Origin of the sequence: Flavobacterium flavipigmentatum (assembly GCF_020911905.1) — a bacterium.
In the GTDB taxonomy this organism is placed as follows: Bacteria; Bacteroidota; Bacteroidia; order Flavobacteriales; family Flavobacteriaceae; genus Flavobacterium; species Flavobacterium flavipigmentatum.
The window spans coordinates 3,080,662-3,104,453 of sequence record NZ_CP087133.1 but is presented as its reverse complement, the minus strand read 5'-3'; the positions used below and the strand labels follow the sequence as shown (position 1 = coordinate 3,104,453).

Genomic DNA, 23,792 nt, shown 5'->3' with positions numbered 1-23,792 from the left:
TATGTTACAATCCATACTAATTTTGACCTGTATAAAAAAGGAAAAGAGTATGGAAAGGGCAATTGTACATATCGATATGAATACGTTTTTCGTGTCCTGCGAAAGGCGAACCAATTCACAGTTAAACGGAATACCCCTCATAATTGGAGGAGGCGAAAGGGGCGTTGTGGCATCCTGCTCTTATGAAGCCCGACGTTTCGGGGTTCGCTCTGCCATGCCGATTCACATGGCCATGAAGCTCTGCCCGCAGGCCAAAATAATGAAAGGCGATATGGAGCTCTATTCCAGACTCTCCCATGACATCACCGAAATTATTCAGGAAAAAGCGCCCGTGGTGGAGAAAGCCAGCATCGATGAATTTTATCTGGACATCACCGGCATGGACAAATTCCATGGCAGCTACAAATGGACGAGTGAACTGGCCCAGACCATAATCAAAGAAACCGGCCTGCCGCTCACCTTTGCCCTTTCCATCAATAAGACCGTATCCAAAATCGGAACCGGGGAAGGCAAACAGAAGCAGAACCTTGAAATCCCTGAGCATCTGGTACAGCAGTTCCTGAACCCTTTGTCAGTGCAAAAAATACCCATGGTAGGTGAAAAGACCTTTCAGCTGCTGTCGAGAATCGGTATTAGAAAAATTGAAACCCTATCGAAAATGCCCTGCGAAGTCCTGCAGCAGATGATCGGCAAAAACGGATCTGAGCTCTGGAAAAAAGCCAACGGAATAGATCATAATCCCGTGGAGCCTTACACAGAGCGAAAATCAATATCAACCGAACATACATTCCAGCAGGATACCATCGATATTGACAGGCTTAAACGGGTAATCCTTGGAATGGTGGAAAAACTGGCCTTTCAACTGCGCTCCGAGCAGTGGTTGACATCAACAGTGACAATTAAAATACGCTACGCCAATTTTGATACCGAAACCAAGCAGTGCCGCGTACAGTATACCTCGGCCGATCATATCCTGACCCAGACCGTAACGGAATTGTTCGAGAAACTATACCAGCGCCGTATGCGGCTTCGTCTTATCGGTGTGCGCTTTAGCGGCCTTGTCCGAGGTACCTACCAGATCGATCTTTTTCAGGATACCGAAGAAATGCTCGCGCTCTATCAGGCGATGGACCGGATGAAAACCCGCTACGGCTTTGACGCGGTGATGCGATGCGCCGGGGCATCGTTTAAGCCCAATACTAAAAATGAAATTTTAAAACGTAAATCAGACTAAATGTATCTCAATTGTCATTCCTTCCACTCCCTGCGTTATGGTACGATCCCTCTGGAAGACTTAATTACTAAGGCCACTGCCTGTGATGTTACCGCTATGGCACTCACTGATATTAATACAGTAACGGGGATTTATGATTTTATAAAAGGATGCGAGGCTGCAGGTATTAAACCTCTGGTAGGTATGGAATTTCGATCTGAACACAAATTAAGATATATTGGTCTGGCTAAAAATGCTTCTGGTCTTGCCGAGATGAACCGTTTTTTAACCCGGCATAATTTTGAAAAAACAGTACTGCCTGCTTTTGCACCTGAATTTGAAAATGTCTTTGTTATTTATTCTTTAGAGAATGCACCGGATATCTTAAAAAGAAATGAATACATCGGTATTGGTCCGCAGCAATTACAAAAATTGGTATTGTCAGAATGGAAAACAAGACAAGATAAAATGGTTATTCTTCAGCCCGTAACCTTCCGTTCCAAAAGAGAATACAATCTCCACAGGATTCTCAGGGCAATAGATATGAACGTCATACTTTCCAGACTTACACCTGATGATTACTGCAGAGATTCGGAAGTAATGGTCCCAATGGAAACATTACTCTCCTGTTATGTGGAATATCCTCAAATCACTGCCAACACAGAGAAAATCATTCAGGAATGCCATTTTGAATTTGATTTTAAAACGCCAAAAAACAAAAAATTCTATACCAACAACAGAAAAGACGATATCAACCTTCTGACCACCCTTGCTCAGCAGGGTTTGGAGTGGCGTTATGGCAAAAACAATGCAGAGGCCAAATCCAGAATGTTCAAGGAACTAAAAGTTATTGACCAGCTGGAATTCAGCGGTTATTTCCTGATTACTTGGGATATTATCCGGTTCAGCAATTCTCAGGGATTTCTGCATATCGGACGCGGAAGCGGGGCCAACAGCATCATTGCCTATTGTCTGGGCATAACTGACATCTGCCCATTGGAACTGGATCTTTATTTTGAAAGATTCCTGAACCTGAACCGCAAAAGTCCGCCTGATTTTGACATTGACTGGAGCTGGAAAGAGCGAGATACAATACTCGAATATATATTTTCACGCTACGGCTATGAACACGTGGCTTTCTGCGGAACAAACGTTGAATTTAAATACCGTTCTATTTTCAGGGAGGTTGGAAAAGTCTTCGGGCTTCCCAAGGAAGAGCTCGATGCGCTTGCCAAAAATCCAATGGAACTGCATGCCACCAATAAGGTGGTCAAACAAGTACAGCAATATGGAATGCTGCTCGAGAAATATCCCAACCAAAGAAGCATGCACTCCTGCGGTATCCTGATCTCCGAAGAACCTATCACCAACTACACCCCGCTGGAGATGCCTCCAAAAGGGTTTCCAATTGTGCTTTTTGATATGCATATTGCCGAAGACATTGGCCTTGAAAAATTCGATATCCTGAGCCAGCGCGGTATCGGGCATATTGATGACAGCGTGAAACTCATTGAAAAGAATCGTGGCATCCGTTTGAATATTCGCGACACCTCCATTTCAAAAAATGAGGCCAGCTGCAATGCGTTTCTGGCCATTGGCAGGACCATTGGCTGTTTTTATATTGAAAGCCTCGCCATGCGCGGGCTACTTCGTCGTTTAAATTGTGATAATTACAAAACACTTGTTGCAGCCTCTTCCATTATCCGTCCAGGAGTTGCACAATCTGGAATGATGAAAGAATATATCTTCCGTCATAACCATCCCGATAAATTCGAGTATTTCCATCCGGTGTTCCAGGAGCAGTTAGGAGAAACGTATGGCATTATGGTATACCAAGAGGACGTCATTAAAATTGCGCTGCATTATGGAGGCCTGCCTGCTGCAGATGGCGATATCCTGCGACGTGCCATGTCCGGAAAAGGACGATCCAAGGAAGCACTCCAAAAGGTAAAGGATAATTTCTTTGCCTCCTGCCATGAGCAGGGGCATCCACTAAAACTCAGCGAGGAAATCTACCGGCAGATCGAATCCTTTGCCGGCTATTCATTCTGCAAGGCCCACTCTGCCTCCTATGCCGTGGAGAGTTACCAGAGCCTGTATCTGAAAGTGCACTATCCTGTAGAATTTATGGTTGCGGTGATCAACAATCAGGGCGGTTTCTATAGAACTGAAGTGTATGTCCATGAGGCAAGAATGTCAGGTGCTACCATCCACAACCCCTGCGTGAACAAAAGCGAACAACAGACCACTTTATACGGCACCGATGTCTATCTGGGTTTTATGCACCTGCAGAGCCTGGAATCTAAAATTGCCCTTCTCATACAGACCGAGCGGGAACAAAACGGTGATTATAAATCACTCGAAGATTTTATCAACCGCATTCCAATTGGGATTGAGGGCATTCAGATCCTGATTTTTATCGGCGCCTTCCGCTTTACCAAAAAAACCAAGAACCAGCTGCTGGTGATCGCCCGGCTGATTCTGGTAAATTTCAAACCCGAGAACCGAAGCCTGATGCTCATTCAGGAGCCTGTCAAGGAATATGAACTTCCAAAACTCGAACGTTCCCAGTTTGAAGATGCCTTTGACGAAATTGAGCTTTTGAGTTTTCCTGTTTCCTGTTCGCCTTTTGCGCTGCTGCAGACCAGATTCAGGGGCGATGTAATGGCCAAAGACCTTTTTGGACACCATAAAAAAACAGTCCGGATGCTGGCCTATCTGATCTCCAGAAAACACGTGCCAACCAAAATGGGCGCCATGTATTTCGGTACCTGGATCGATGCCCAAGGTGAGATGTTCGATACAGCCCATTTTACAGACAGTCTGGCGAAATATCCCTTTCAAGGAGGGGGATGTTATCTGCTGCTGGGCCATGTGGAAGTGGATTACCACTTCCCTACTATTACCGTTACCAAAATGGCGAAAATGCCTTTTATTGCAGATCCCCGCTATTCGAATTCTGATGAGCGGCAGTTTAAAGTACATGGCCAGCTTCGGGAAGATGTCAGCATGACCCAACGCCAGCCCTACCCGCAGGAACATGAGATCAACCTGCCCAGAATTAAGATGGGCAATTAAGAAGTTTTTCACTTGATTCTTTTGGCTTCGAATGTGCAGTTCTCCAAAAAAATAGGACTCTTCGGCAGCCCTAGCCCCGATTGCTTCGCCAGTTCGCTTCGCTCGTGTGCAGTGAAATACTTTTGTGACGGTGTTCGGCGCAAAAGATTGGAACGGATAGCGGGAAAAAGCTCAAAAAAAATAATATCAAATCTAAAAATTAAGTGATCAGCATCGTCCATATATACAATACTACACCTACCTATCTGATTACCTGATAGCTATTTTATAAATGCAAACCGTTATTCTGAAAAAAAAAGTGCTGCTATCCTTTTAAATTTGACAAAGACAAAAAAAAAGAAAAAGAAAAAAAAAGCATAAAGGACAACTAAGAACAAAGGACAAAGAAACAAACGCAAGACAAGCACGGCCATACCTCCCACCTGCCCCGCTACACCCTTTAAAAAAACAATAGCAATAATTTAATTCAAAAAATAAAATGACAAATTCAGATACAACAAAAAATTACCACAAGGACCACCGTAATTCTCAAAACCAAATCAAAGACCCAAAAATCGCAGCTAAAAACAGCAGGCCCCTATGACCCGGAGAACTCCCGTAAGGAACCCCAAAAGCAGCCCCAAAGACATAACCGCGAAGGACATAGAAAAGGAACCTATAGAAAATGCCCCATCAGAGGGGTCTCAAACGGATAAGAATACCCAAAAGGATGATGAGGCTGAAAGTGACAAATTTCAAACCATTGAACCTGGTGAGGATAACCCTGTTCAGAAGGGTATTCGAAATTGGGGATCTTGGCAATGAAGAGCTTAAAGAAGATGAACTTACCAGGGATGAAACAGGTGATCGAGCGCTGCACAATTATAAACCTTCTCAGCAAAAATTCTAATAAAAAAAAGCGACTCTTTCATTGAAAAGGGCGCTTTATTTGTAATGCTTTTTACAGGCTAATTAATTCAATTCTCTGACTTTACTTAAAAATAGATATACTGTCCTCAAGCTGCTCTCTGGCAATAAATTCAGTGATAAATTCACGGACTTCACTGTCAGTTCCGCTCTCAATATCAAAAGAATTGATGTGAAATTCATCATCCTGATCCAGAATATGTATGATCTCTGTGTAACCCTTTGAGATCAGGCTTCCTTTTAATTTAATAATATTAGACTGCTGCCTGCTGTCCAGTTCTTTTCGAACCTTAAGCTTCATCCCCTTTTCCATTGCAATTAATTTAAATAATATTGATGCTGTTTGATATCAAATATAAAAATTATTTAATGATATCTAATTCAAGATTCGATAAAATATATTAATACTTTGATTAGGGTTCTGTCGCCTCTGTCAGAATCAAATGTAAGACTTTAAGTAATTTTAAAGTTAGTCCGTCAATTTACAGAATGATTTAAACATAGATATTCCTGGTTTAACCATCTGATTCTTTCTCAACATATGCACAACTTCAATTCCGCCCAATGTTCGTCTTGCCGCTTCAAAGCTTTTAAAGCCTAATCCGTTTTGTATGTGCCACTTGATAAAACGATGGTCCTGTTCGACAATATTGTTGCCATATTTATATTGCCGGATTTTAATCTTTGAGAACGAAGGCTTGTTATATACTTTGATCGCTGCTGCATTAGAGCCACTTTTATCAATGTTTATTACTCGTGGCTTGCAGTTATTACTAATTGCTTTAATTAGAAAAGACTGAGCGCTCATTCTCTGTCTTCTCTTAGCTAAGTAAGAAATCAACTGTATTGCCAGACCTATCAAATGCCCTATATAAATAACACCATTGCCCTTTAATCTTAATATAAGTCTCGTCCATTCTCCAGCTTACCCCACTTTGACCTTTCTCTTCTTCATCTCTGATTCAATGAAAGGTGTAAATTTATAAACCCACCTTTGGATCGTAGCATGATCCACAAACACTACTTTAATCTTCATTATTTCTTCAACATCCCGATAGCTTAATGCAAACCTAAGCTTAAAATATAAGGCCTGCAGTATAATTGACTTTGGATAGCAATGACCTTTCGTATTCATTTTTCAATGAGTTTAAAAGGCTAAAGATAAAAGTTATTCTCAGATCCGACAGAACCTTGCGAAGCGCTTGCTATAAAACCCTAGAACTAACTATTCAATAATACATCGATGCCTAATCTTAGATTTTTCCTTTCTACATTATTTATGCAAAACATAATTGTACAATATAATTTTTCATCACATCCCAAAAATTAAAAAAAACATGTTTTTTTACTAATAAAAAAACTACTTTTATAATTTTTTTTGAATTTTAACACCGTATTTTTGAATATGAGGAAAACTTTACTTTTACTATTTATTTTATCTTATCCACCCCTTATCAATGCACAAACTGTAACTACTTTTGCAGGTGGTGGTAGTGGTGGTGGAATTTTTTCAGAAGGCATAGGCACAGGAACAGAAGCTAGATTTAACAGACCCGAAGCGCTCTGTTCTGATGCAAACGGAAATATGTATATTGCTGATACCGAAAATCATAGAATTCGAAAAATTACACCTGCTGGTTTTGTAAGTACCATCGCAGGCTCAGTACAAGGTTACGCTGATGGTCAAGGTGCAGCCGCGCAGTTTAGCAATCCTTCAGGAATCTGTATTGATCCAAATGGCAATCTATTTGTGACCGATTATAGCAATCACAAAATTAGAAAAATTACTCCTACAGGAATTGTCAGTACTTTTGCCGGGACTACCAAAGGTTTTTTAGATGGTAATGCTCTTACATCTAAATTCAGCAGTCCATATGGTATATTTATTGATCCAAACGGCAATTTATATGTTTCTGATTTTGCTAATGACAAAATTAGAAAAATTTCACCATCTGGTATTGTAAGTACAATTGCTCCTTTAGAAAACTTTCACTTGCCTAAAGGTATTTGTATGGATAAAAATGGTAATGTTTATGTCGCTTCTTCTGGTTCTGATAAAATAAAAAAAATTACTCCTACCAATAACGTAAGCGATCTGGCAGGATCAATTTCAGGATTCGCAGATGGTCTTGGTGCAATGGCTATGTTCGATTCTCCAAGTGGAATTTGTGTAGATTTCGATGGAAATCTATTTGTCGCTGATGCTTTGAATAACAGAATTAGAAAGATTTCACCTACTGGAGTTGTTACTACCTTTGCTGGAAATGGTGTTCGATCAAACTATGACGAGAACGGTGTCAAAGTAGGTTTTTATGGCCCTCTAGGTATTCATATAGACGCCGATGGAAATATTAACGTTGCAGACACGTATAATCATAGCATTAGAAAAATTACACCGTCGGGCTGGGTCAGTACTTTTGCTGGTTCGGGATCAGGAGATTCCGATGGTTTAAGATTAGTAGCAAAATTTGCAGGACCTAACGGGCTTTGTACTGATGCTGCAGGAAATATCTATGTCGTTGATAGACTCAATGGCAAAATCAGAAAAATTACTCCTGCTGGTATTACCAGTACTCTTGCAGGGTCCTCTGACAGAGGGAATACAGATGGAAAAGGTCCTAGTGCCAGATTTAGTTTCCCCAATGGAGTATGTGCAGATGCTAATGGAAATATTTATGTTACTGATGCAGATAATTACAGAATTAGAAAAATTACGTCTGAGGGTGTAGTAAGTACTCTAGCAGGTTCTACCGTAGGAATTTTAGATGGTCCTGGTGCCTCAGCTAAGTTCAGTGGAGGAATAAATGGGATTTGTGCAGACAAAAATGGTAATATTTATGTGGCTGATGATGAAAATTTTAAAATCAGAAAAATTACGCCAGAAGGTGTTGTGAGTACTTTTGCCGGCTCTACTTTTGGTTTTGCTGATGGGCCAGGAAATACAGCCAAAATCTGGCAGCCAAGAGGAATTTGTATCGATAAGAATAGTAATTTATATGTGGTTGACAGAATGAATCAGAGAATCAGAAAAATTACTCCAGCAGGTGTCGTAACTACCTTCGCCGGATCGACAGAAGGTTATACAGACGGCCCGGGTAATACAGCACAATTCTCTTACCCTGAACAAATAGGGATCGATAGTAATGATAATTTGTACGTATCAGATTATTCCTTTGGGAACTATTTAATTAGAAAAATAACCCCTACTGGAATAGTTAGTACCTTAGCCGGTTCTACAATAGGCTTTCTAGATGGTCCTGTAGCTTCCGCCCAATTTTCGGGCTTGAAGGGAATCTGTACTGATTCAAGTGGAAATGTGTATGTAGCAGATGATAACAACAGCAGAATTAGAAAAATTAGCCAAAATAAAGATCTGGGCTTGGATCAAAATAATGAGTTAAAGCGGCTCGTGAAATTTTATCCAAATCCAGCATCTGGTTTGTTAAATATTGAAATGGAAAGCTTCAATGAAAATACTAAGATTATAATCACGGACGTATTAGGTCAAACGATATATTCACAGAAAATACAAGCTTTGAATAGTACCTTAAATACAAATCGTTTTGTCAAAGGTATTTATTTTATAAGTTTGACAGATGGTGATGAAAAATTTACTCAAAAAATCATTTTCCAGTAAATAAATAACTTATCATAGGGATTTAATTTTTGCAAATCATTTATAAAAGTTCGAAAATTGTCCCTTTAGGGATAGAAGGTTAAATAAAATCCTGAGAAATCTAGATTTCTCAGGATTTCCTCTGATTAATAATTTTTGTTTCATTTTTTTTAAAATAATAAAGATAAAAGTTATTCCAAGATGCGACATAACCATACAAATATAATTAAATGAAAATATCATCTTGATATCAGCATCTTAACCGAAATAGGTCTTATTTTTAGATCCCTGGCAGTTTAAATCAACAGCACTAAGAGGTTCATTAACATTTTAATACTTTGTAATCTATACCTAAAGCATTAATTTCCTAAAAACTCACTATCACTTAATGTTTTCATAAACGCAATAAGGTTATTTTTTTCCTCTTCGGTGAGCGGAATCCGCTTTCCATTATTTTTAAAAATCGGATCAAGGTTATCGGCATCCAGAACACCATTATCAAAATAATCCAAAACAGATCTTAAATCAGAAAACTGCCCAAAACTTCCATAAGGGGCCGTATATTCAATATTTCGTAAAGTAGGAACACGAAAACTCATAAAATCAGCAGGAATTCCTGTAACCCTCCCTCGCCCCGCCTCGTTGGTATTGGTATTTATTGGAAAACCTATATTTCTAAAGCTCTGGTCGGTAAACAATTCTGTAGCGTGACAGCTGGCACATTTCTGCTGAAAGGTTTGGTAGCCCTGCAATTCACTTTGTGTAAAAGCTGCTATGTTTTGTTTTACCTTATCGTATTTGCTGCCGGCCGAAATTAAAGTATACTCAAATTGTGCAATGCTTTTATAGATCCTATCGGGTGTAATATTGGAATCCCCAAAACTTTTTTGGAACAAATCTTTATAAGATACATCTTCTTTAATTTTACCTATGACCTCCAGAATCGATGAGTCCATTTCTTCATGGGTGATGATGGGAACCAGGGGCTGGGTTTCAAGCTGGAGTTTGCTTCCGTCCCAATTGTAAAATTTCAAAAAAGCCAGATTCTGAAGCGATGGCGTATTACGAAGCCCTACCCTTCCCTTAATACCAACAGCCTGGGCATTATGGTCCGTAAAGGCGTTGGACTGGATATGGCAAGTAGAACAGGAAATGGTATTATCGGCACTAAACCTTTTTTCCGAAAATAGTTTCGCGCCCAATTCTACGCCGTATTTAGTTGGCTTATTTCGGCTTACAAAAGCATTCAGCTCTGGAAATCCAGATGGAATACTAAGCGAAATTTCGGGATTATCAATCAAAATCATATCAGCATCCTCATTGCTGCAGGATGCAAAAAACAAGGATAGTAACAGTATACTGATTATTTTTTTCATTATAAATGAGTTTAAAAACAGAACCGCCAGGCTTTAAAAAATCCAGACGGTCCTGCAAGATGAATTTAGTTCTCTACGCTTGTCACAGAAAACATTCCAGTGATATCACTTGATGCGTTTCCTCCTAAATTATCAACAAACTTTACCATTTGGGCAGCAGTATGAATATTTGGCGTTGCATTATCATTCATACCTGTTCCAGTTGACAAGGTAATGGTATTGGCTTTTCCGCTTAATAATTTATCAAAATCAGCTTTAATCTTAATTTTCGGAGCTTTGCTGCCCACAACTGCATTTGTCGTCAGGTTCAAAGTAATGTCTCTGTAAGCATTCACTCCTTGGGTATAGTTTGGCGCAGTTCCTTCCATTGTACTTCCTGTATGAATTGACATTGCTTTATTATCAGCATCATAAAAACCTTCCACTTTTGTAAAACGGTAGCCACTTCCCCATTCCCACATCATTTCTGTATCGTTGGCTCCGGCGCCCGCATAGAAATTAGGAAACCTTACCTGATCTAAAGTGTTTTGTTCTGGTTTGATCCCCAAGCCAAATTTAATCTGCTTATAAGTGGCAGAAGGCACATTGCTCAAAACATAACTAAGGGTCGCTGTTTTGGCCTGATCAATTACGGTTGCGCCTTTATCCAGATCATTTACGTTATAAGGAACTTCATCTCCGTTGTCTTTTACAAGGCGAATGTTGCTGATCACATATTTCAGTTCTGAGAAATGGTGCACCTGTCCTGCAGCTGATGTATTTGCTGTTGCTGATGCTGAAGCTGCATTACCTAACACGATAGTGGCATTCTTGAAAGTATTATTGAATTCCAACGTTACATTGTTCGCTGCTGGATTATCGTCATCACTTGAACACGATACGAATGCCAATGAGACAATGGATAATAAAAGGTATTTTTTTAAATTTTGCATTTCTTTTAATTTATGTATTTCTATTTATTTATTAAACCGCAATAAGAAAATATAAAATAGGAGGCGGTACAAAAATCTCAAGACAAGGCTCTAAAAGTTCCAGTTCTTTATAAAACAATACTTTATTAGAATTTATAGTTTTTAAAACAGAAACCGTGAATTCTAAATCGGAAATCAAAGTCATGTCTATTTTCTTTCCAATACTGGTAAGCTCCGAATCCGTGCTGTCCGATTTTTCCAGTTCTTTCTTCAAATGACATTTACCGTGGCATTGAAGTTCCGGCCTGGCTTTGTTGACGCAAAACTCCTGTTCTATATTTTTCTGATCGAACTTAAAGTGTACAATAATGAGTGCCTGCTGGAAAGAAACCAGCAGCAACAGCATTGTCATTGTGATACTAAAAACTTTTCTCATTTTGATTAGAAATTGAATTTTAAAGACGTGAAAATATTGCGCCCCATTCTCGGGATATTTCCCCAGTCTGCATAAGTGCTGTAATATTCATTTAGTAAATTCTCAGCCCCAACCTGCACCACTGTTCTGACTTTATTGATTTTAAAAGAATAATCCGCTGATATATTCCAGATCGTATAAGCAGACGTCAGGTCTTCTCCGTACTCCGGACTGTAATTGATCTGCTCAAAATCACCATTTACAGCAGTCTGTATTCTGAAATTTTTATGCATAAAGTGAAGTGAAGTCTGATAACTCAGCGGGCGAATAAATGGCAGGTTTCCTCCCTGACCATCCATTCCGCGAGCATAGGTAAGCGTTCCTTTCCAATGCAGATGCTCAAGGATATCATAACCCGAGTTGATTGACATATTAAAAAGTGTGGCATAATCTAATGACGTATAGCCTTTCACTCCAACGGACTGATAGTTCATCGGGCTTCCCATGCTCAAGATCCTTCCAATGATATAATTGTCAATGTAGAAGTAATTTATTTTTCCCTGAATGCTTAATTTTTCGTTTTTAAAACCTCCACTGGCATTTCCTTCATACGAAATTTCATTTTTCAAGTTGGGATTTCCAATATAATCGTAACGGTCAAAACTATTGTAGATGTAATACCCGTACCCTTCAGAAACCGAAGGTGCCCTGTGCCCGTAACCTGTTCCAACAGAGAAATTAAAATGATCAATATCCAGATTATAACCCGCATGTAAACTCGGCAGAAACCTTGTTTTTTCCTGTGGCGCTCCGGGATGAAAAATCCAGTTGAATTCCACATATTTGGAATAATTGTAATTTACCCCCAAAGAACCGCCTAAACTCACCTGGCTTTTCTCTGAAAGATCCCAGGAATTATTCATAGAAATCCCCCCGTAACGGGTCGTTACCCAAGGCCAGCTGTAAGCAAACATGGTTCTGTTGCTTCTATCCTGAGGATACATTCTCATCTCGGCTATAGATAAGTTATCATAAGCATTGAGTTGTATTTCAGACGAATAACTGTTCTTTTTCAAATTGGCCTTGGAAACCAGTCCATAAGTGGTACTCCAGCCCGGCATATCCATGTGAACCAGGTTTTCAGGACGGGTGGTATCATCCATATAATGCTCAATGGCGTTGAAATATATCTTTGAATCAATCACTTTTATCAGTCCGTCTTCAAATAGCTGCTTATAAGAAGCCGATGTAATAATTGCTCTTGAAAGTGATAAATCCATTGGCAGGGCGGGATAACCAACATCTTTTGCCATATCAAAAATCGCATCCACTCTTACAGATGATAAATCAGTAGTTTTATAGGCAAAACCCAGTGAAGTGTTGATTTTTTTATATTGAGAGTGTTTTACTTCGTCGTTGTTTCCGTCATAATAATCACCTGCTTTTCGATAGGAAATACTTCCCTCGGCCACAAATTTGTCACCTGAATACGCCACGTTTCCCAAATTGAAAAACTGTTTGTTATTGAACTCAAATCCGCTTTGATAGGCTCCTTTCCATTTTTTTTCTAGACCAAACGGTGTGCTTTTTCTTTTTAGATCAATACTTCCGGCCACCGTTGCCCCGTGTAGGCTGCCCTGCTGCCCTGATTTTATATCAATAGTTGAAAGATTATTGCTCTCCACATAAGAGGTTACCGGATCCATCTTGTCGGTGCAGGCACCAAAAATGTGCATCCCTTCAATGGTAAGGGTAGAACGTTCGCTGCTCATATTGTTTAAAAGCGGTTCCCAGGCATATGCGCCCCGTTTTATAAAGCTGATATTATCTGATGAGGATAAAAATTCATCAACAGAAACTGCCATTTTCATTTCGGTTTCAATTTTCTTTTTGGCGGCATTTTTTACCTGTACTTCTTCTAAGTTTTTTATGCTGTCGTGATGCGCGTGTGTTTTTTGCGCCGTAACAGACATTCCCAAAAAAAGGAGCATTATGATATATTTCATGTTTTTAGAATAAGGTATCAATATAAAGTTCACTTTTCACCCCTTCCTCACCGGGCGTAAAATCTGTTGGAACAACGGTTCCTTTTAGGATCAGCCCATTTTGATTGATCATAATTAAATTAAGGGTCCAGTTTCCTGTCATGGTATAATTTACAACGCCATGATACAAACCATCGTTTTGCTGCGTGAGATCCTGATTATTAGGCGAAGAATGGTTTCCCATTGAAGGCTCGGGCATTCTTGGGTCTAATTTTAAAGTATAACCACGCACCTGTGAATAAGAGTACTGGGAAGGATCGGGAAAAACGCCTGCAGGAGCAGTTGGTTTATTGTATTTGTAAATACCTGCAACTAACTTATTTTCGGAGACTTTCGGTTTTTGAGGGGAAACGAGTGCAATAACATATTGCTTGTCATCCTTTCCGGTAAAAGCGGTCATATTCAAATTTTTGTTGCTCTGCTTTTCAACCGAAATATCTTTACTAATGTCATATTTCTGATTATTAGCCGTAAAATTCACATATAATTTCCAGCTGTTTGCCTTAGTACTTTCACTTGTAAATACACAATAACCAGCGAAATATTTATTGGTCGGAACATATTGAAGATTGTAATTGTGCGGACAGGATGTTTTGCTTCCATCAGCAGCGCTCAAAATGGGTAAAAAAGTTACTTCTGAGGAACTTACATCCTGATTGGTCTGTATATTTATAATTTTCAAATGAAGTTCGTTGTAACCCTTAAAAAAGGTTCCGTTCAAGGCTTCAATACTTATTTTATAATTGCCACTTGATAGAGAAACAGCTTCTTTAAACTCATAATATTCCGGGACTTCAGAGCCTATTTCGGCCTGATAATCTGTTTTATCGATAGTGCAGGAAGTAATCACACAAAACAGTGCAATGACTAAAAATTTATAAGATTTCATTGGTAATGATTGTTTGAAAAACGATTTAAAATACAGCAGAAAGCGATCAAATTTTGAAAGCCAAAATACCATGACATTAAAATGGATGTTCTTAATTAAATTACTGCATCAAAGCAGATTTTTAACTATTTAGAAGACTATTTAGAAGACTATTTAAAGTTTACAAGTGTAAAATAAAAAATTGACTTTCTTATTACACACTCAAATCTTGGAATAAATTCTCATAAACTATTGTATATGAAAACACATTACACTTTATGCATCATTGAATGTTTACAATGAAAGCATTTTTTTACAAATTGTAAACTGAAAAATTTATCTATGAAAACCAGAGCGGAGGGTGAAAAGTAAGATTAGAAGCCCCGACAGGTTTCTTTTCAAATAACGCAGAAGTGTTTTCTTTTGATTCAATAGTAGCAACAATAGCAAAGCTTATTTCAGTAGTACTTTGAACATAAACAAGCTCTAATTTATCTTTTAGGCTGTCCTGCATTTTTCTTTGGTTATCAGAATATTTTTTTATACTTTTTTGAAGTTCGCATCGGCCATTACAACTATTGAATACCAATTTACGTTGTACACATATAGTTTTGGCTATTTCTTTCTGATTGAGTTTGAATGAAGCATATACAAACAGGCTACCGAAAGATGGCGATAAAATTAAAATAGAAAGTACTATGATGATTAATCTTTTCAACTGCTTGTTATATTTCGAAAACAAAAATACATCCTTTTTTATTTTTATTTTGAAGAAACTTCCTGTTTTTTTTAAACGTAATATCTTTCCCGTTTAATTAACAATTATTTATAACTTTTCTACCAGCTGTATTTTAAGATCAATCTGGCATTAAATGGTGTCCCAACTGTGAGATGAATTTATTCCAGCGGATGAGTTTCATTGGCCAGAGTTCATTAGGTTAAGAGTTGCGTTTCCCTCGATTTTCTATTGAAAATGTTGTCAATATTTCTTACCACCGAAACTTTTCTGATTTGATAATTTACAGAAAAATCCGTAATGTACTACCTTTTTGCTCTAGCTGCAGTATCTTCATTTGCCGGACGATTACCTAAAAATCTTGTTCGCAGGCTTTCTGATAATGCTTTTAAATCTTTTACCGAAAAGCCGTACACTAAAGCATGAACTGGAGCTAAATGCAAATAATAATTTCATTTTGATTCATCTATTGTTTGCCAACATTAAAACTCGCTACAGTTTTAAAATCTTTTTCTAAAGCATAAATAAGCTAGATAAAATTTCGTTTATATCTGATATAATTAAACAGTTTATCAACTTCATAGGTTTTTCCTTACTGATAATTGGTGGTTTAATATTCCTCGTAATTTAAAAATTCTTTTCAATAATATTGTGGTTGAATTTTTAATATTCTTGAAATACTATTTATCCCTAAACCTTCTTTGGTCAACTGAATATTTTTTTTTATTGGCATCAGACTTATAAGCCATATAAGTGTAATTTTCTATCAATCGTTTACCACAATTTTCATAATTATATTGTTATTTTTTACTTTTAGTTGTGCTGTTTTAGATACTTTTTTCTCTTTGCAACTTGAACAATTGATACTATCACTAACTCTTGAACACAAGGAAGAATTTTTGCTTATTTTGGCTCTTTTAAGGCAATATTAAAACAAAGAACATCAACATTACTGCCCATCTTTAACTTATTTTTTACTAGTAGTAATTATATCTCAACAAAATATAAAATTAAAATCTCATATAAGTAACTCTTGAGCACTAACCTACTGTATTGTTCTTTGTGGGATCGGATATACTTTGATAATTAGGAAGCATAGCTTCGATGAGCTACCGCAGCTCAATGTTTCTGAGACATTCTTTTTTCAGTTTGCGTCTACTCTTTAATCCGTTGAATAGCCCTATAAATAGATTTTTAGAAATACTTGTTTATCCTAACAGGAGCGGACTACTTTTAAAATCGATTGTCTCTAGGAAATTGTATTTCGTCTACAATAAAATACAGCTTAACTAATAATCCAGATTAAATTTGATTTGGATCATAAATTTGTTTTATCATTTAATATTCTTGATTATGAAACGATATTTACTTTTGTCAGTTCTTTGTGTTTTTTCTGCATCTTTTGGACAGAATTATAATTTTTTGGGGCCTTACACATTCGATGGGACACCACAATACTTTGTAACTAGTGATGTAATTACAACTCAAACTTTAGATTTAATAAATAACTCACTTCCGGAAAGGTACCCTGTGCCAATTTATAATCCACAATACATTTCATCGGGTTATGATACTGATTTAGTTATAAGCAAATATGCTGATGTTTGGGTGACTTTTGTTAGTGAAGGAGCTGGATATAAAAATGTTTTGGGTTTTTATACCTATGACATCAATAATCCACCAACTACAATTCCTAGGGCTGATCAAATCACTATTGTATTTCCTAATGTCTCGGCTACAGGAAGCGGAGGAAGTTTGGTAGCGGGTAATAAAGTAAAAATTGGTACTTTTCCAGCAGGAACAGGAATTGGTTGGGTTTTATTGGCTAATGGATGGAATGGTTCTGCAGTAACATCTGGTTTGTGGCAATTATTTTCTAATCCTAATTTTAATCCAGAAGCTATTCCTGCATTAAGACAACATAATGTACTCTTGAATGACCCTACTAATGAAAGAATTATTCTTGGCTTTGAAGACATTCGAAGAGACTATGGCAGTTGTGACAATGATTTTAATGATGCCATCTTTTACATTACAGCAAATCCTTATGACGCTATTTTGATAAATAATATTGCTGATGTAAGTATAGCAACCGATGTAAGTTCTGGAAATAACGGAGGATTAGAGAGCAATGGAGATTTAGCCACATTAATCGCTAAAAGAAATTTTATACGAACAAAAACAAATAGTTTTGATGACAAAAAAATAACACAAAAAAAGTTTGTTAAATCCTTAAATAATGATAAAATATCAAGTTCTAGTTTTGATTTTTCAACCATTATCCCAAATACAGGAATGTTTGGTACTGAAACAACTTCAGTTTCCAGTCCTAGCGACTTAGTTGGTATCACAAATGCAAAGCAAGTATATTCAGTGGATTATTATCAAGGTGAAAATCGTCTTGCAGCAGTTCTGGCAACAGCAACTACAGGAAGTATCTACAGTCATTCTAAAGCGATTTGTGACCGTTTGAATAATTCATCTCTTGAAGATATTAGAACAATTGACCTAAATGGATACGAAATTATAATGGCCAAATTAAAAAGAGCTAATGGATTGATAGAATATGCATTGAATTTTTCTATTCAAGATTTAGGAACCGAAAAAAAATTACACAGCTATTGGAATATTGATCAATATCCAGCTGGAGATTACCTTAATTTTCAGGTTTGGGGTTCATCAATGGGACAAATTTGTAGCATTACAAATGTTATGTTGGCTAAATTTAAAGAACAAGGAACTTTGATCTCTCCTGTAGTGACTAATCGAATTCCATCTGTTTTTGTAAAAAAAGGCTCTTACAAAAACGGTAAATTAGCTCTTACTTTAATAAATAAATCGGGTTCTTCTACTATAGACCTTCAGGGTAATAAAAAAGTAACTGAAGTATCCAATTTTGATTTTGTCTCTAAAAATATCACTCTAACAGGTTCTTATGAGCAAAATATTCAGCTTGATTTAGAGCGATTATTTGATGTTGGACTTTCTATTTTAGGTAACAAATCAAAACAAATAGATGCTTTGTATTTGGCAGATGGTCCTTGGGGATTAGATTATTCAAAAACAGAAACCAAAGTGTCGAACTTTAATATAGATAATATTTCGAATAGTGATTTTTCGACTGATCAATATGCAATAGAACGAAATGTAAGTGTCGCTGGAACTATTTATGGAACTTTGAATGTGTTTAGAAATATTCTTCCAGGCGAATTAGCTTTTGATGCAAGCTCTTATTCAACGGTAGGTTTTACAATTAGCAATTCGCTTCCTGTAGAAGTCGTTTTAGTAACAGAAAGCACAATAGATTGGAACAACAGATTGCGATTTAAAATCCCAGCAAATACAAGCGTTACAGAGGTAAATATTCTTCTAGAGAATTTTACAAACCCACTTGGTCAAAAGTACAACAACGAAAAAGTTAAAGGATTAGTTTTTTCACTTCAAGGGGATTATCAAGCTTTCCAATCATTTGCGACTAATATTTCTAAAGTAGCCTTCAAAAATTCAGGTACTTTAAGCATTACTGAACTTAAAAATGAAATCATCGCAAAAATATATAATTATCCAAATCCTTGCACCACGGTTACAACAATAGTTTTACCTAAAGCAATTGAGTATGCCAATATAAAAATAATTGATATGAATGGAAGAATAATTACTAATAAAAATTATAATGCTATTGCATCAACCAACGAAATTGCAATAACATTAGAAAACACAAGCAAAGGAATTTATATCCTTAAAGTTACCACAAAAGAAAACGAAACCTTTCAAACTAAATTAATTGTAAATTAATTTAGTTTGCTCTAGATTTTTTTAAGAGGCTGTCTAATTTTAGGCCGCCTTTTTGTTTATCCAGACTTACAAATTAAAATCCAGCGTTAGATCGTTGTATAATCAACAATTACACCTCTCATTTTCATTATTTCTTCAACGTCACGATAGCTAAGTGTAAATCTTAATTTAAAACACACTAACTGCAGGATTACCTATTTTGGATAGCAATGAGCTTTCATATTGATAATTTTAAGAATCTAAAAAGGTAAAGATAAAACTTAATGATAGTCGCGATAGAATCTGGCGGGGAACTACAAACAAAAAAAATCATATTTCTCTGAAGCTTTTTTTATTTTCTAAACTTTCGTTAAAACTTTTAAATTAACAAATTACAGTAATTATTTTAATGCTTTTTGGTAGTTGTATAAATCTAAAGCCGTACTTACAATACCTCCATTTCCATAAAAGTTGCTTTTAAGGTTTGAACATTCTCTGCATTTAATGAATAAAAATTTGAATAAGTGTACAATTCTACTTGCTTGGGTTCTTTAAGTTTTCCATTCTTAGGCAGAAATGAATCTTTCATTTTAGCAGGGGTTAAAATATTTTTTTATAAATAATCTCCAAAACTAATTCCTGTTATTTTTTCTACTATCGATGCCGCAAGACAGAAATTTACATTATTATATTCACATTTGTTTCCTGGAGCAAACCAAAGAGACACTTTATTATCAATTAATGCTGGTATAATAACTTCATTTGATATAATTTCCCATGGCTTTTCTTTTATTACATTATCAAATAGATGATATTCTTGCCCCAATCCATAAGTATTGCTTAGTAGATGTCTAGTACTAATATTTTGATAATTAAAATCTAAAAGATATTTTTGGTTTGGATCAGCAATATTCAATTTTCCTTTTTCTTTATGCTATAATATTGCTACCGCTGTAAACGTTTTTGATACCGATGCAATTGGAAATTGAGATTTTTTATTGATTTTTTGTTTCTTATCTATATTAGAATATGCATAAGAATATGAAAAAACTTTTTCTCCTTATTTTGAAACTAAAACACTGCCGTAAAAAAGATCATTTTTAGCAATCGTTGAAAAGAGATCTTTTATATATTGTCTTTAGATGGTACTTGTAAAAAATAAAGCTGTAAAGTAAAGAAAGATTTGTTTTTTCATTTAATTGATTTGATTAATGACTGATTGCTCCTTTAACGAAAATAATAAAATATTATTACTACAATTATTTTTTTATATTTAAATTATAGTTATGCTTTACAAAAAGCCACTTCAAATCATGTCAAAAATGATTTGCAAACAATTTGAATTTTTATTGAAATTAAAGGGATTATTGCCTAATTTATCTACTGCTCGATATAAATAACACCAAATACCATTTACTTTTATATAGGTTTCATTCAATCTACAACTCTCCCACTCTACCTTTTCTCTTATTTATCTCTAATTCAATAAAAGGTGTAAACTTATAAACCCAGCGCTGAATAATAGCATGATCAACATGAACTCCTCACATTTTCATGATCTCTTCAACATCCCGATAGTTTAATGTAAACCTAAGGTTAAAATATACTGCCTGCGGTATAACAGACTTCTGATAACAATGACCTTTCGTATTCATGAGTTTAAAAATTAATAAAAGGTAAAGATAAACTTAGCTTTAGATGCGACACAACCTCTATAATTCTGAATATTAAATCCTTAGCTAAGCCATCAAATTTCGGAGAACTAAGCAATTTAATGAAACATGTAAATACTTATATTGAATCTTCAACAGATAAAAATAAAGTCAATATCTAAAAAGGTATTGATCGAATTAATGAGAAATCTTAAAAACTCTTATAAATACAAAAATCCACTTTTCAGGTGGATTTTTATTTGTTATACTGGGTATATCATTATCTTTCTTTATTTAATTGAAAGAACGATGAACTCACTTCTTCTGTTTATCTTGTGCTCTTCTTCTGAACATTTTACATTATCCGAACATTGATTTACCAACTGGCTCTCGCCATATCCTCTACCCGAGATTCTTTGATTAGAAATCCCTCTTTTTACAAACCATTCTATTGTTGCTTTAGCTCTTTTGTTTGATAAAATCAAATTGTAATTTTTATTTTCTCTACTATCTGTATGAGAGCGGACATCTATTTTCATTTTAGGATATTGCGTCATTACGGCTAAAACTTTCTCTAACTCGAATTTAGCTTCGGGTGTAATAAATGATTGGTTTAAATCAAAATAAATAAGTGGAATATCTAATGTTTTAGCTAAATCGGTTCCGACTTCTATTTTTTTAATCTGTTTTTCTAATTTAACGTCAAGTTCATATTTCTCTTTTGATGATCCAATTTTGATCTCACTTTCGTGTGTTTCAAAGTCTTGTTTTAAAACTCTTATATAATAATTTTTATTGCAAGTAACTTCAAATGTATACCTTCCCTCTTTATCCGTTACAACTTCTAAAATTTGTTGAAAATTAGAATCAAGCAAAATTACCTTCGCATCACTCAATGTCAGATTCGTTTGAGAATCTACGACTACTCCTGATAATTTTTTATTGCAATCTAATCTTCTTGTTTCGGTAAATTTGTAGATATCATCACTGCCAATTCCGCCAGATTTATTTGAAGAGAAAAATCCTTTTCTACTAGCAGGGTCTATTATAAAAGAAAAATCATCAAATTTTGTATTAACTGGTTCTCCAATATTCTGCACAACACCAAAACCTGCATCGTCTTTTATCTTTGCCACAAAAATATCAAGACCTCCTAATCCTGGACGACCATCACTTGCAAAGTATAGTTCATTATCTCCCGAAATAAAAGGAAAAGTTTCTCTTCCTTCAGTATTAATAACTGGCCCCAAATTTTCTGGCTTTCCAAATGTACCGCCATTATTAATGGTAACACTATATAAATCAGATTGTCCCTGACCTCCTGGCATATCTGAGGCAAAAAATAATTTCTTTTCATCAACACTTAAAGCTGGATGCGCAATACTATATTGATCGCTATTAAAAGGCAATTCTACAACATTTATCCATTTATCTTTTACAAGTTCTGCTTTGTATAGTTTTAGTAGCGTAACTTTTTTATCATCCTTACCTCTTTTTCCTGCTAAAAAGTTATTTCTGGTAAAATACATTGTATTTCCGTCTTTAGTAAAAACTGGAGTAGATTCATTAAACTTTGAATTAATCTTTTTATCAAGTTGTATAGGAGATTCAAGACTTCCGTCTGATTTAACTACTGCCGTATATAAATTTGTAAAAGATCTATTTGTCCATCTAAATGTATTTTTACTTAATCTAGCTGTATCTCTTGCAGAAGCAAATACTAATTTTCCATCAAGCATGGTGCTTCCATAATCGGATTCAGTTGAATTAATTCCTGCATCAGCGATTTCAAATCTGCCGGAATTTAATTTAATTTGTTCGAGGTAATTTTTATTATTTTCAAACAAGACACCTCTACTGTCAGTCTTGATTTTTTCATTGAAGATATCCAACATCTTATCTGCTTCTGAATAATCTCCAACAGATTTAAGAGTTTGCGCATAGCGATAATAATACTCCGGATCTTGCTGATTATTTAACAAGAATAATTCGTCGTACCACTTTAGCGCTTTTGTTAATTCAGCATTAAAATAATAAGCATTCCCCAATCTTTGAAAAATTTTCTCCTCTCTATAACCCGCTTCTGCTAACTTTTCATAAATAGCAATTGCATCTATGTAAGCATATTTGTTATAATCTCTGTCTGCTCTACTTAATACAGCCTCTTGAGCATTAGTATTAAAAAATAAAAATGACAAAAAGATGCTGTATATTAATTTTTTAATTTTCATAACTAAAAGAATCTAGGTGAAGTTATACGACTGTATTTGTTTAAAAATTCAAAGCGAAAGAAAATCTCATGCGATCCTGAATTATAATTTACCAACTTGGTTGTTTCGCGATCATACGCATAACCAATATATAAACCATCAGTAACTTGAAATCCAGCCATTGCACTTATAGAGGCGCTCCATCTATAAGCGGCTCCTAATACAAATTTTTCATTAAACATAAAATTGGCTGAAATATCTACTTGTAGTGGCGAACCAGCTACCATTTTTGCTAACAAAGCAGGTTTAAATTTTATCATTTCATAACGATCTAAATTAAAAACGTATCCTGAAATAAAGTAATAGCTAATTTTGTCTTTGAAAATAGCAATATTATTATCGTTATAACGATCGGTTTCAATAAAATTTGGTACAGAAAGACCAACATATGCCTTATCAGAATGCCAATAGATTCCAGCGCCAATATTTGGTCTAAACTTATTAGCAAAATCCTGAAATTGAGGATCTCCTTGATTTTCTGGAGATAGTCTGGTAGGATCAAGATTAAATATATTTGCTGTTCCTTTTATACCGAAAGAAAGTTTAGCATCTGCAGATGTTTGAATAGAATAAGACAAATCAACAGATAAGTTATTTTCAGTAGTTGGGCCTATTTTATCATTGATTAACGAAACACCAAGTCCTAAATTGCTATTATTTAATGGCGTATTTACCGAAAAACTACTTGTTTTTGGTGCTCCCTCTAATCCAACCCATTGGGTACGATATAAACCAAAAATACTCAGTACTCCACGTGATCCCGCATAAGCAGGATTCACATTAATGGTGTTGTACATGTATTGTGTAAATTGTGCATCCTGCTGTGCAAAGCTTGCAGTTGAACAAAACAGTAAAATTAGAATTAACTTTTTCATTTTTTTCATTTTTAATAACAGCTCAAACTTCAACAAGCCAATTAATTAGCATAGAAT

16 protein-coding genes and 3 pseudogenes are annotated in these 23,792 nt (G+C 35.8%); 5 read left to right on the top strand and 14 right to left on the bottom strand.

The annotated features are described in order from the left end of the window. The first annotated feature begins 49 nt into the window (after positions 1-49). The 3 genes from dinB (at position 50) to LNP22_RS13340 (ending at position 5,095) form a co-directional block, all read left to right on the top strand. The gene (dinB, locus tag LNP22_RS13350; RefSeq protein ID WP_229973894.1) at positions 50-1,234 is read left to right on the top strand and encodes a DNA polymerase IV; all 1,185 of its coding nucleotides are present in this window, start codon (positions 50-52) and stop codon (positions 1,232-1,234) included. Then, positions 1,235-4,291 (top strand): DNA polymerase III subunit alpha, encoded by a 3,057-nt coding sequence (locus LNP22_RS13345; protein ID WP_229973893.1) that lies wholly within the window; start codon positions 1,235-1,237, stop codon positions 4,289-4,291. Positions 4,292-4,870: 579 nt separating this feature from the next. Then, a complete protein-coding gene (locus tag LNP22_RS13340) occupies positions 4,871-5,095 on the top strand; it encodes a hypothetical protein (RefSeq protein ID WP_229973892.1) in 225 nt (74 codons plus the stop codon). Between the two features lie 166 nt (positions 5,096-5,261). Here LNP22_RS13340 and LNP22_RS13335 read toward each other — a convergent pair whose 3' ends face one another. Next, the gene (locus tag LNP22_RS13335) at positions 5,262-5,510 is read right to left on the bottom strand and encodes a hypothetical protein (protein WP_229973891.1); all 249 of its coding nucleotides are present in this window, start codon (positions 5,508-5,510) and stop codon (positions 5,262-5,264) included. 156 nt (positions 5,511-5,666) lie between these two features. Beyond that, positions 5,667-6,332 (bottom strand): annotated as a pseudogene (locus tag LNP22_RS13330) (IS6 family transposase). 270 nt (positions 6,333-6,602) lie between these two features. Between LNP22_RS13330 and LNP22_RS13325 the strand changes: the two are divergent. After that, on the top strand, positions 6,603-8,834 hold the full coding sequence (locus LNP22_RS13325; RefSeq protein ID WP_229973890.1) for an NHL domain-containing protein: 2,232 nt from the start codon (positions 6,603-6,605) through the stop codon (positions 8,832-8,834). 338 nt (positions 8,835-9,172) lie between these two features. On the opposite strand, the gene LNP22_RS13320 is transcribed toward LNP22_RS13325, so the two are convergent. The 7 genes and pseudogenes from LNP22_RS13320 to LNP22_RS18475 form a co-directional block, all read right to left on the bottom strand. Continuing rightward, positions 9,173-10,189, bottom strand: a complete 1,017-nt coding sequence (locus tag LNP22_RS13320) for a cytochrome-c peroxidase (RefSeq protein WP_229973889.1) — start codon at positions 10,187-10,189, stop codon at positions 9,173-9,175. 65 nt (positions 10,190-10,254) lie between these two features. Continuing rightward, the gene (locus tag LNP22_RS13315) at positions 10,255-11,121 is read right to left on the bottom strand and encodes an MbnP family protein (protein WP_229973888.1); all 867 of its coding nucleotides are present in this window, start codon (positions 11,119-11,121) and stop codon (positions 10,255-10,257) included. Positions 11,122-11,152: 31 nt separating this feature from the next. Then, positions 11,153-11,536 (bottom strand): hypothetical protein, encoded by a 384-nt coding sequence (locus LNP22_RS13310; protein ID WP_229973887.1) that lies wholly within the window; start codon positions 11,534-11,536, stop codon positions 11,153-11,155. Positions 11,537-11,541: 5 nt separating this feature from the next. After that, a complete protein-coding gene (locus LNP22_RS13305) occupies positions 11,542-13,521 on the bottom strand; it encodes a TonB-dependent receptor plug domain-containing protein (protein WP_229973886.1) in 1,980 nt (659 codons plus the stop codon). Positions 13,522-13,525: 4 nt separating this feature from the next. Further along, on the bottom strand, positions 13,526-14,449 hold the full coding sequence (locus tag LNP22_RS13300; RefSeq protein ID WP_229973885.1) for a FixH family protein: 924 nt from the start codon (positions 14,447-14,449) through the stop codon (positions 13,526-13,528). 319 nt (positions 14,450-14,768) lie between these two features. After that, positions 14,769-15,146 carry a hypothetical protein gene (locus LNP22_RS13295; RefSeq protein WP_229973884.1) on the bottom strand — a complete coding sequence of 126 codons (378 nt, stop codon included), beginning with the start codon at positions 15,144-15,146 and terminating at the stop codon, positions 14,769-14,771. 487 nt (positions 15,147-15,633) lie between these two features. Beyond that, a pseudogene (locus tag LNP22_RS18475) lies at positions 15,634-16,071 on the bottom strand (IS1 family transposase); the annotation flags it as partial. Positions 16,072-16,517: 446 nt separating this feature from the next. On the opposite strand from LNP22_RS18475, the gene LNP22_RS13290 reads away from it, so the two are divergent. Further along, positions 16,518-18,959: a DUF4114 domain-containing protein gene (locus LNP22_RS13290; RefSeq protein ID WP_229973883.1), complete on the top strand. Its 2,442-nt coding sequence runs from the start codon at positions 16,518-16,520 to the stop codon at positions 18,957-18,959. Positions 18,960-19,383: 424 nt separating this feature from the next. On the opposite strand, the gene LNP22_RS13285 is transcribed toward LNP22_RS13290, so the two are convergent. From LNP22_RS13285 to LNP22_RS13270, 5 genes and pseudogenes are all read right to left on the bottom strand, one after another. Further along, complete coding sequence (locus LNP22_RS13285; protein WP_229973882.1) at positions 19,384-19,527, bottom strand: hypothetical protein; 144 nt, start codon at positions 19,525-19,527, stop codon at positions 19,384-19,386. Between the two features lie 24 nt (positions 19,528-19,551). Continuing rightward, positions 19,552-19,986, bottom strand: a pseudogene (locus LNP22_RS13280) (serine hydrolase domain-containing protein); the annotation flags it as partial. A gap of 258 nt (positions 19,987-20,244) precedes the next feature. Further along, positions 20,245-20,376: a DDE-type integrase/transposase/recombinase gene (locus tag LNP22_RS18470; protein WP_429670524.1), complete on the bottom strand. Its 132-nt coding sequence runs from the start codon at positions 20,374-20,376 to the stop codon at positions 20,245-20,247. 504 nt (positions 20,377-20,880) lie between these two features. Continuing rightward, positions 20,881-22,821, bottom strand: coding sequence for an OmpA family protein (locus tag LNP22_RS13275; RefSeq protein ID WP_229973881.1), 1,941 nt, complete (start codon positions 22,819-22,821; stop codon positions 20,881-20,883). Positions 22,822-22,823: 2 nt separating this feature from the next. Then, on the bottom strand, positions 22,824-23,735 hold the full coding sequence (locus LNP22_RS13270; RefSeq protein WP_229973880.1) for a PorP/SprF family type IX secretion system membrane protein: 912 nt from the start codon (positions 23,733-23,735) through the stop codon (positions 22,824-22,826). Positions 23,736-23,792 lie beyond the last annotated feature (57 nt).

What these genes read in the sequence shown, in the direction of transcription:
- dinB (WP_229973894.1), top strand. Translation starts at nt 50, where the DNA reads ATGGAAAGGGCAATTGTACATATCGATATGAATACGTTTTTCGTGTCC.
- LNP22_RS13345 (WP_229973893.1), top strand. Translation starts at nt 1,235, where the DNA reads ATGTATCTCAATTGTCATTCCTTCCACTCCCTGCGTTATGGTACGATC.
- LNP22_RS13340 (WP_229973892.1), top strand. Translation starts at nt 4,871, where the DNA reads ATGACCCGGAGAACTCCCGTAAGGAACCCCAAAAGCAGCCCCAAAGAC.
- LNP22_RS13335 (WP_229973891.1), bottom strand. Translation starts at nt 5,510, where the DNA reads ATGGAAAAGGGGATGAAGCTTAAGGTTCGAAAAGAACTGGACAGCAGG.
- LNP22_RS13325 (WP_229973890.1), top strand. Translation starts at nt 6,603, where the DNA reads ATGAGGAAAACTTTACTTTTACTATTTATTTTATCTTATCCACCCCTT.
- LNP22_RS13320 (WP_229973889.1), bottom strand. Translation starts at nt 10,189, where the DNA reads ATGAAAAAAATAATCAGTATACTGTTACTATCCTTGTTTTTTGCATCC.
- LNP22_RS13315 (WP_229973888.1), bottom strand. Translation starts at nt 11,121, where the DNA reads ATGCAAAATTTAAAAAAATACCTTTTATTATCCATTGTCTCATTGGCA.
- LNP22_RS13310 (WP_229973887.1), bottom strand. Translation starts at nt 11,536, where the DNA reads ATGAGAAAAGTTTTTAGTATCACAATGACAATGCTGTTGCTGCTGGTT.
- LNP22_RS13305 (WP_229973886.1), bottom strand. Translation starts at nt 13,521, where the DNA reads ATGAAATATATCATAATGCTCCTTTTTTTGGGAATGTCTGTTACGGCG.
- LNP22_RS13300 (WP_229973885.1), bottom strand. Translation starts at nt 14,449, where the DNA reads ATGAAATCTTATAAATTTTTAGTCATTGCACTGTTTTGTGTGATTACT.
- LNP22_RS13290 (WP_229973883.1), top strand. Translation starts at nt 16,518, where the DNA reads ATGAAACGATATTTACTTTTGTCAGTTCTTTGTGTTTTTTCTGCATCT.
- LNP22_RS13285 (WP_229973882.1), bottom strand. Translation starts at nt 19,527, where the DNA reads ATGAAAGATTCATTTCTGCCTAAGAATGGAAAACTTAAAGAACCCAAG.
- LNP22_RS13275 (WP_229973881.1), bottom strand. Translation starts at nt 22,821, where the DNA reads ATGAAAATTAAAAAATTAATATACAGCATCTTTTTGTCATTTTTATTT.
- LNP22_RS13270 (WP_229973880.1), bottom strand. Translation starts at nt 23,735, where the DNA reads ATGAAAAAGTTAATTCTAATTTTACTGTTTTGTTCAACTGCAAGCTTT.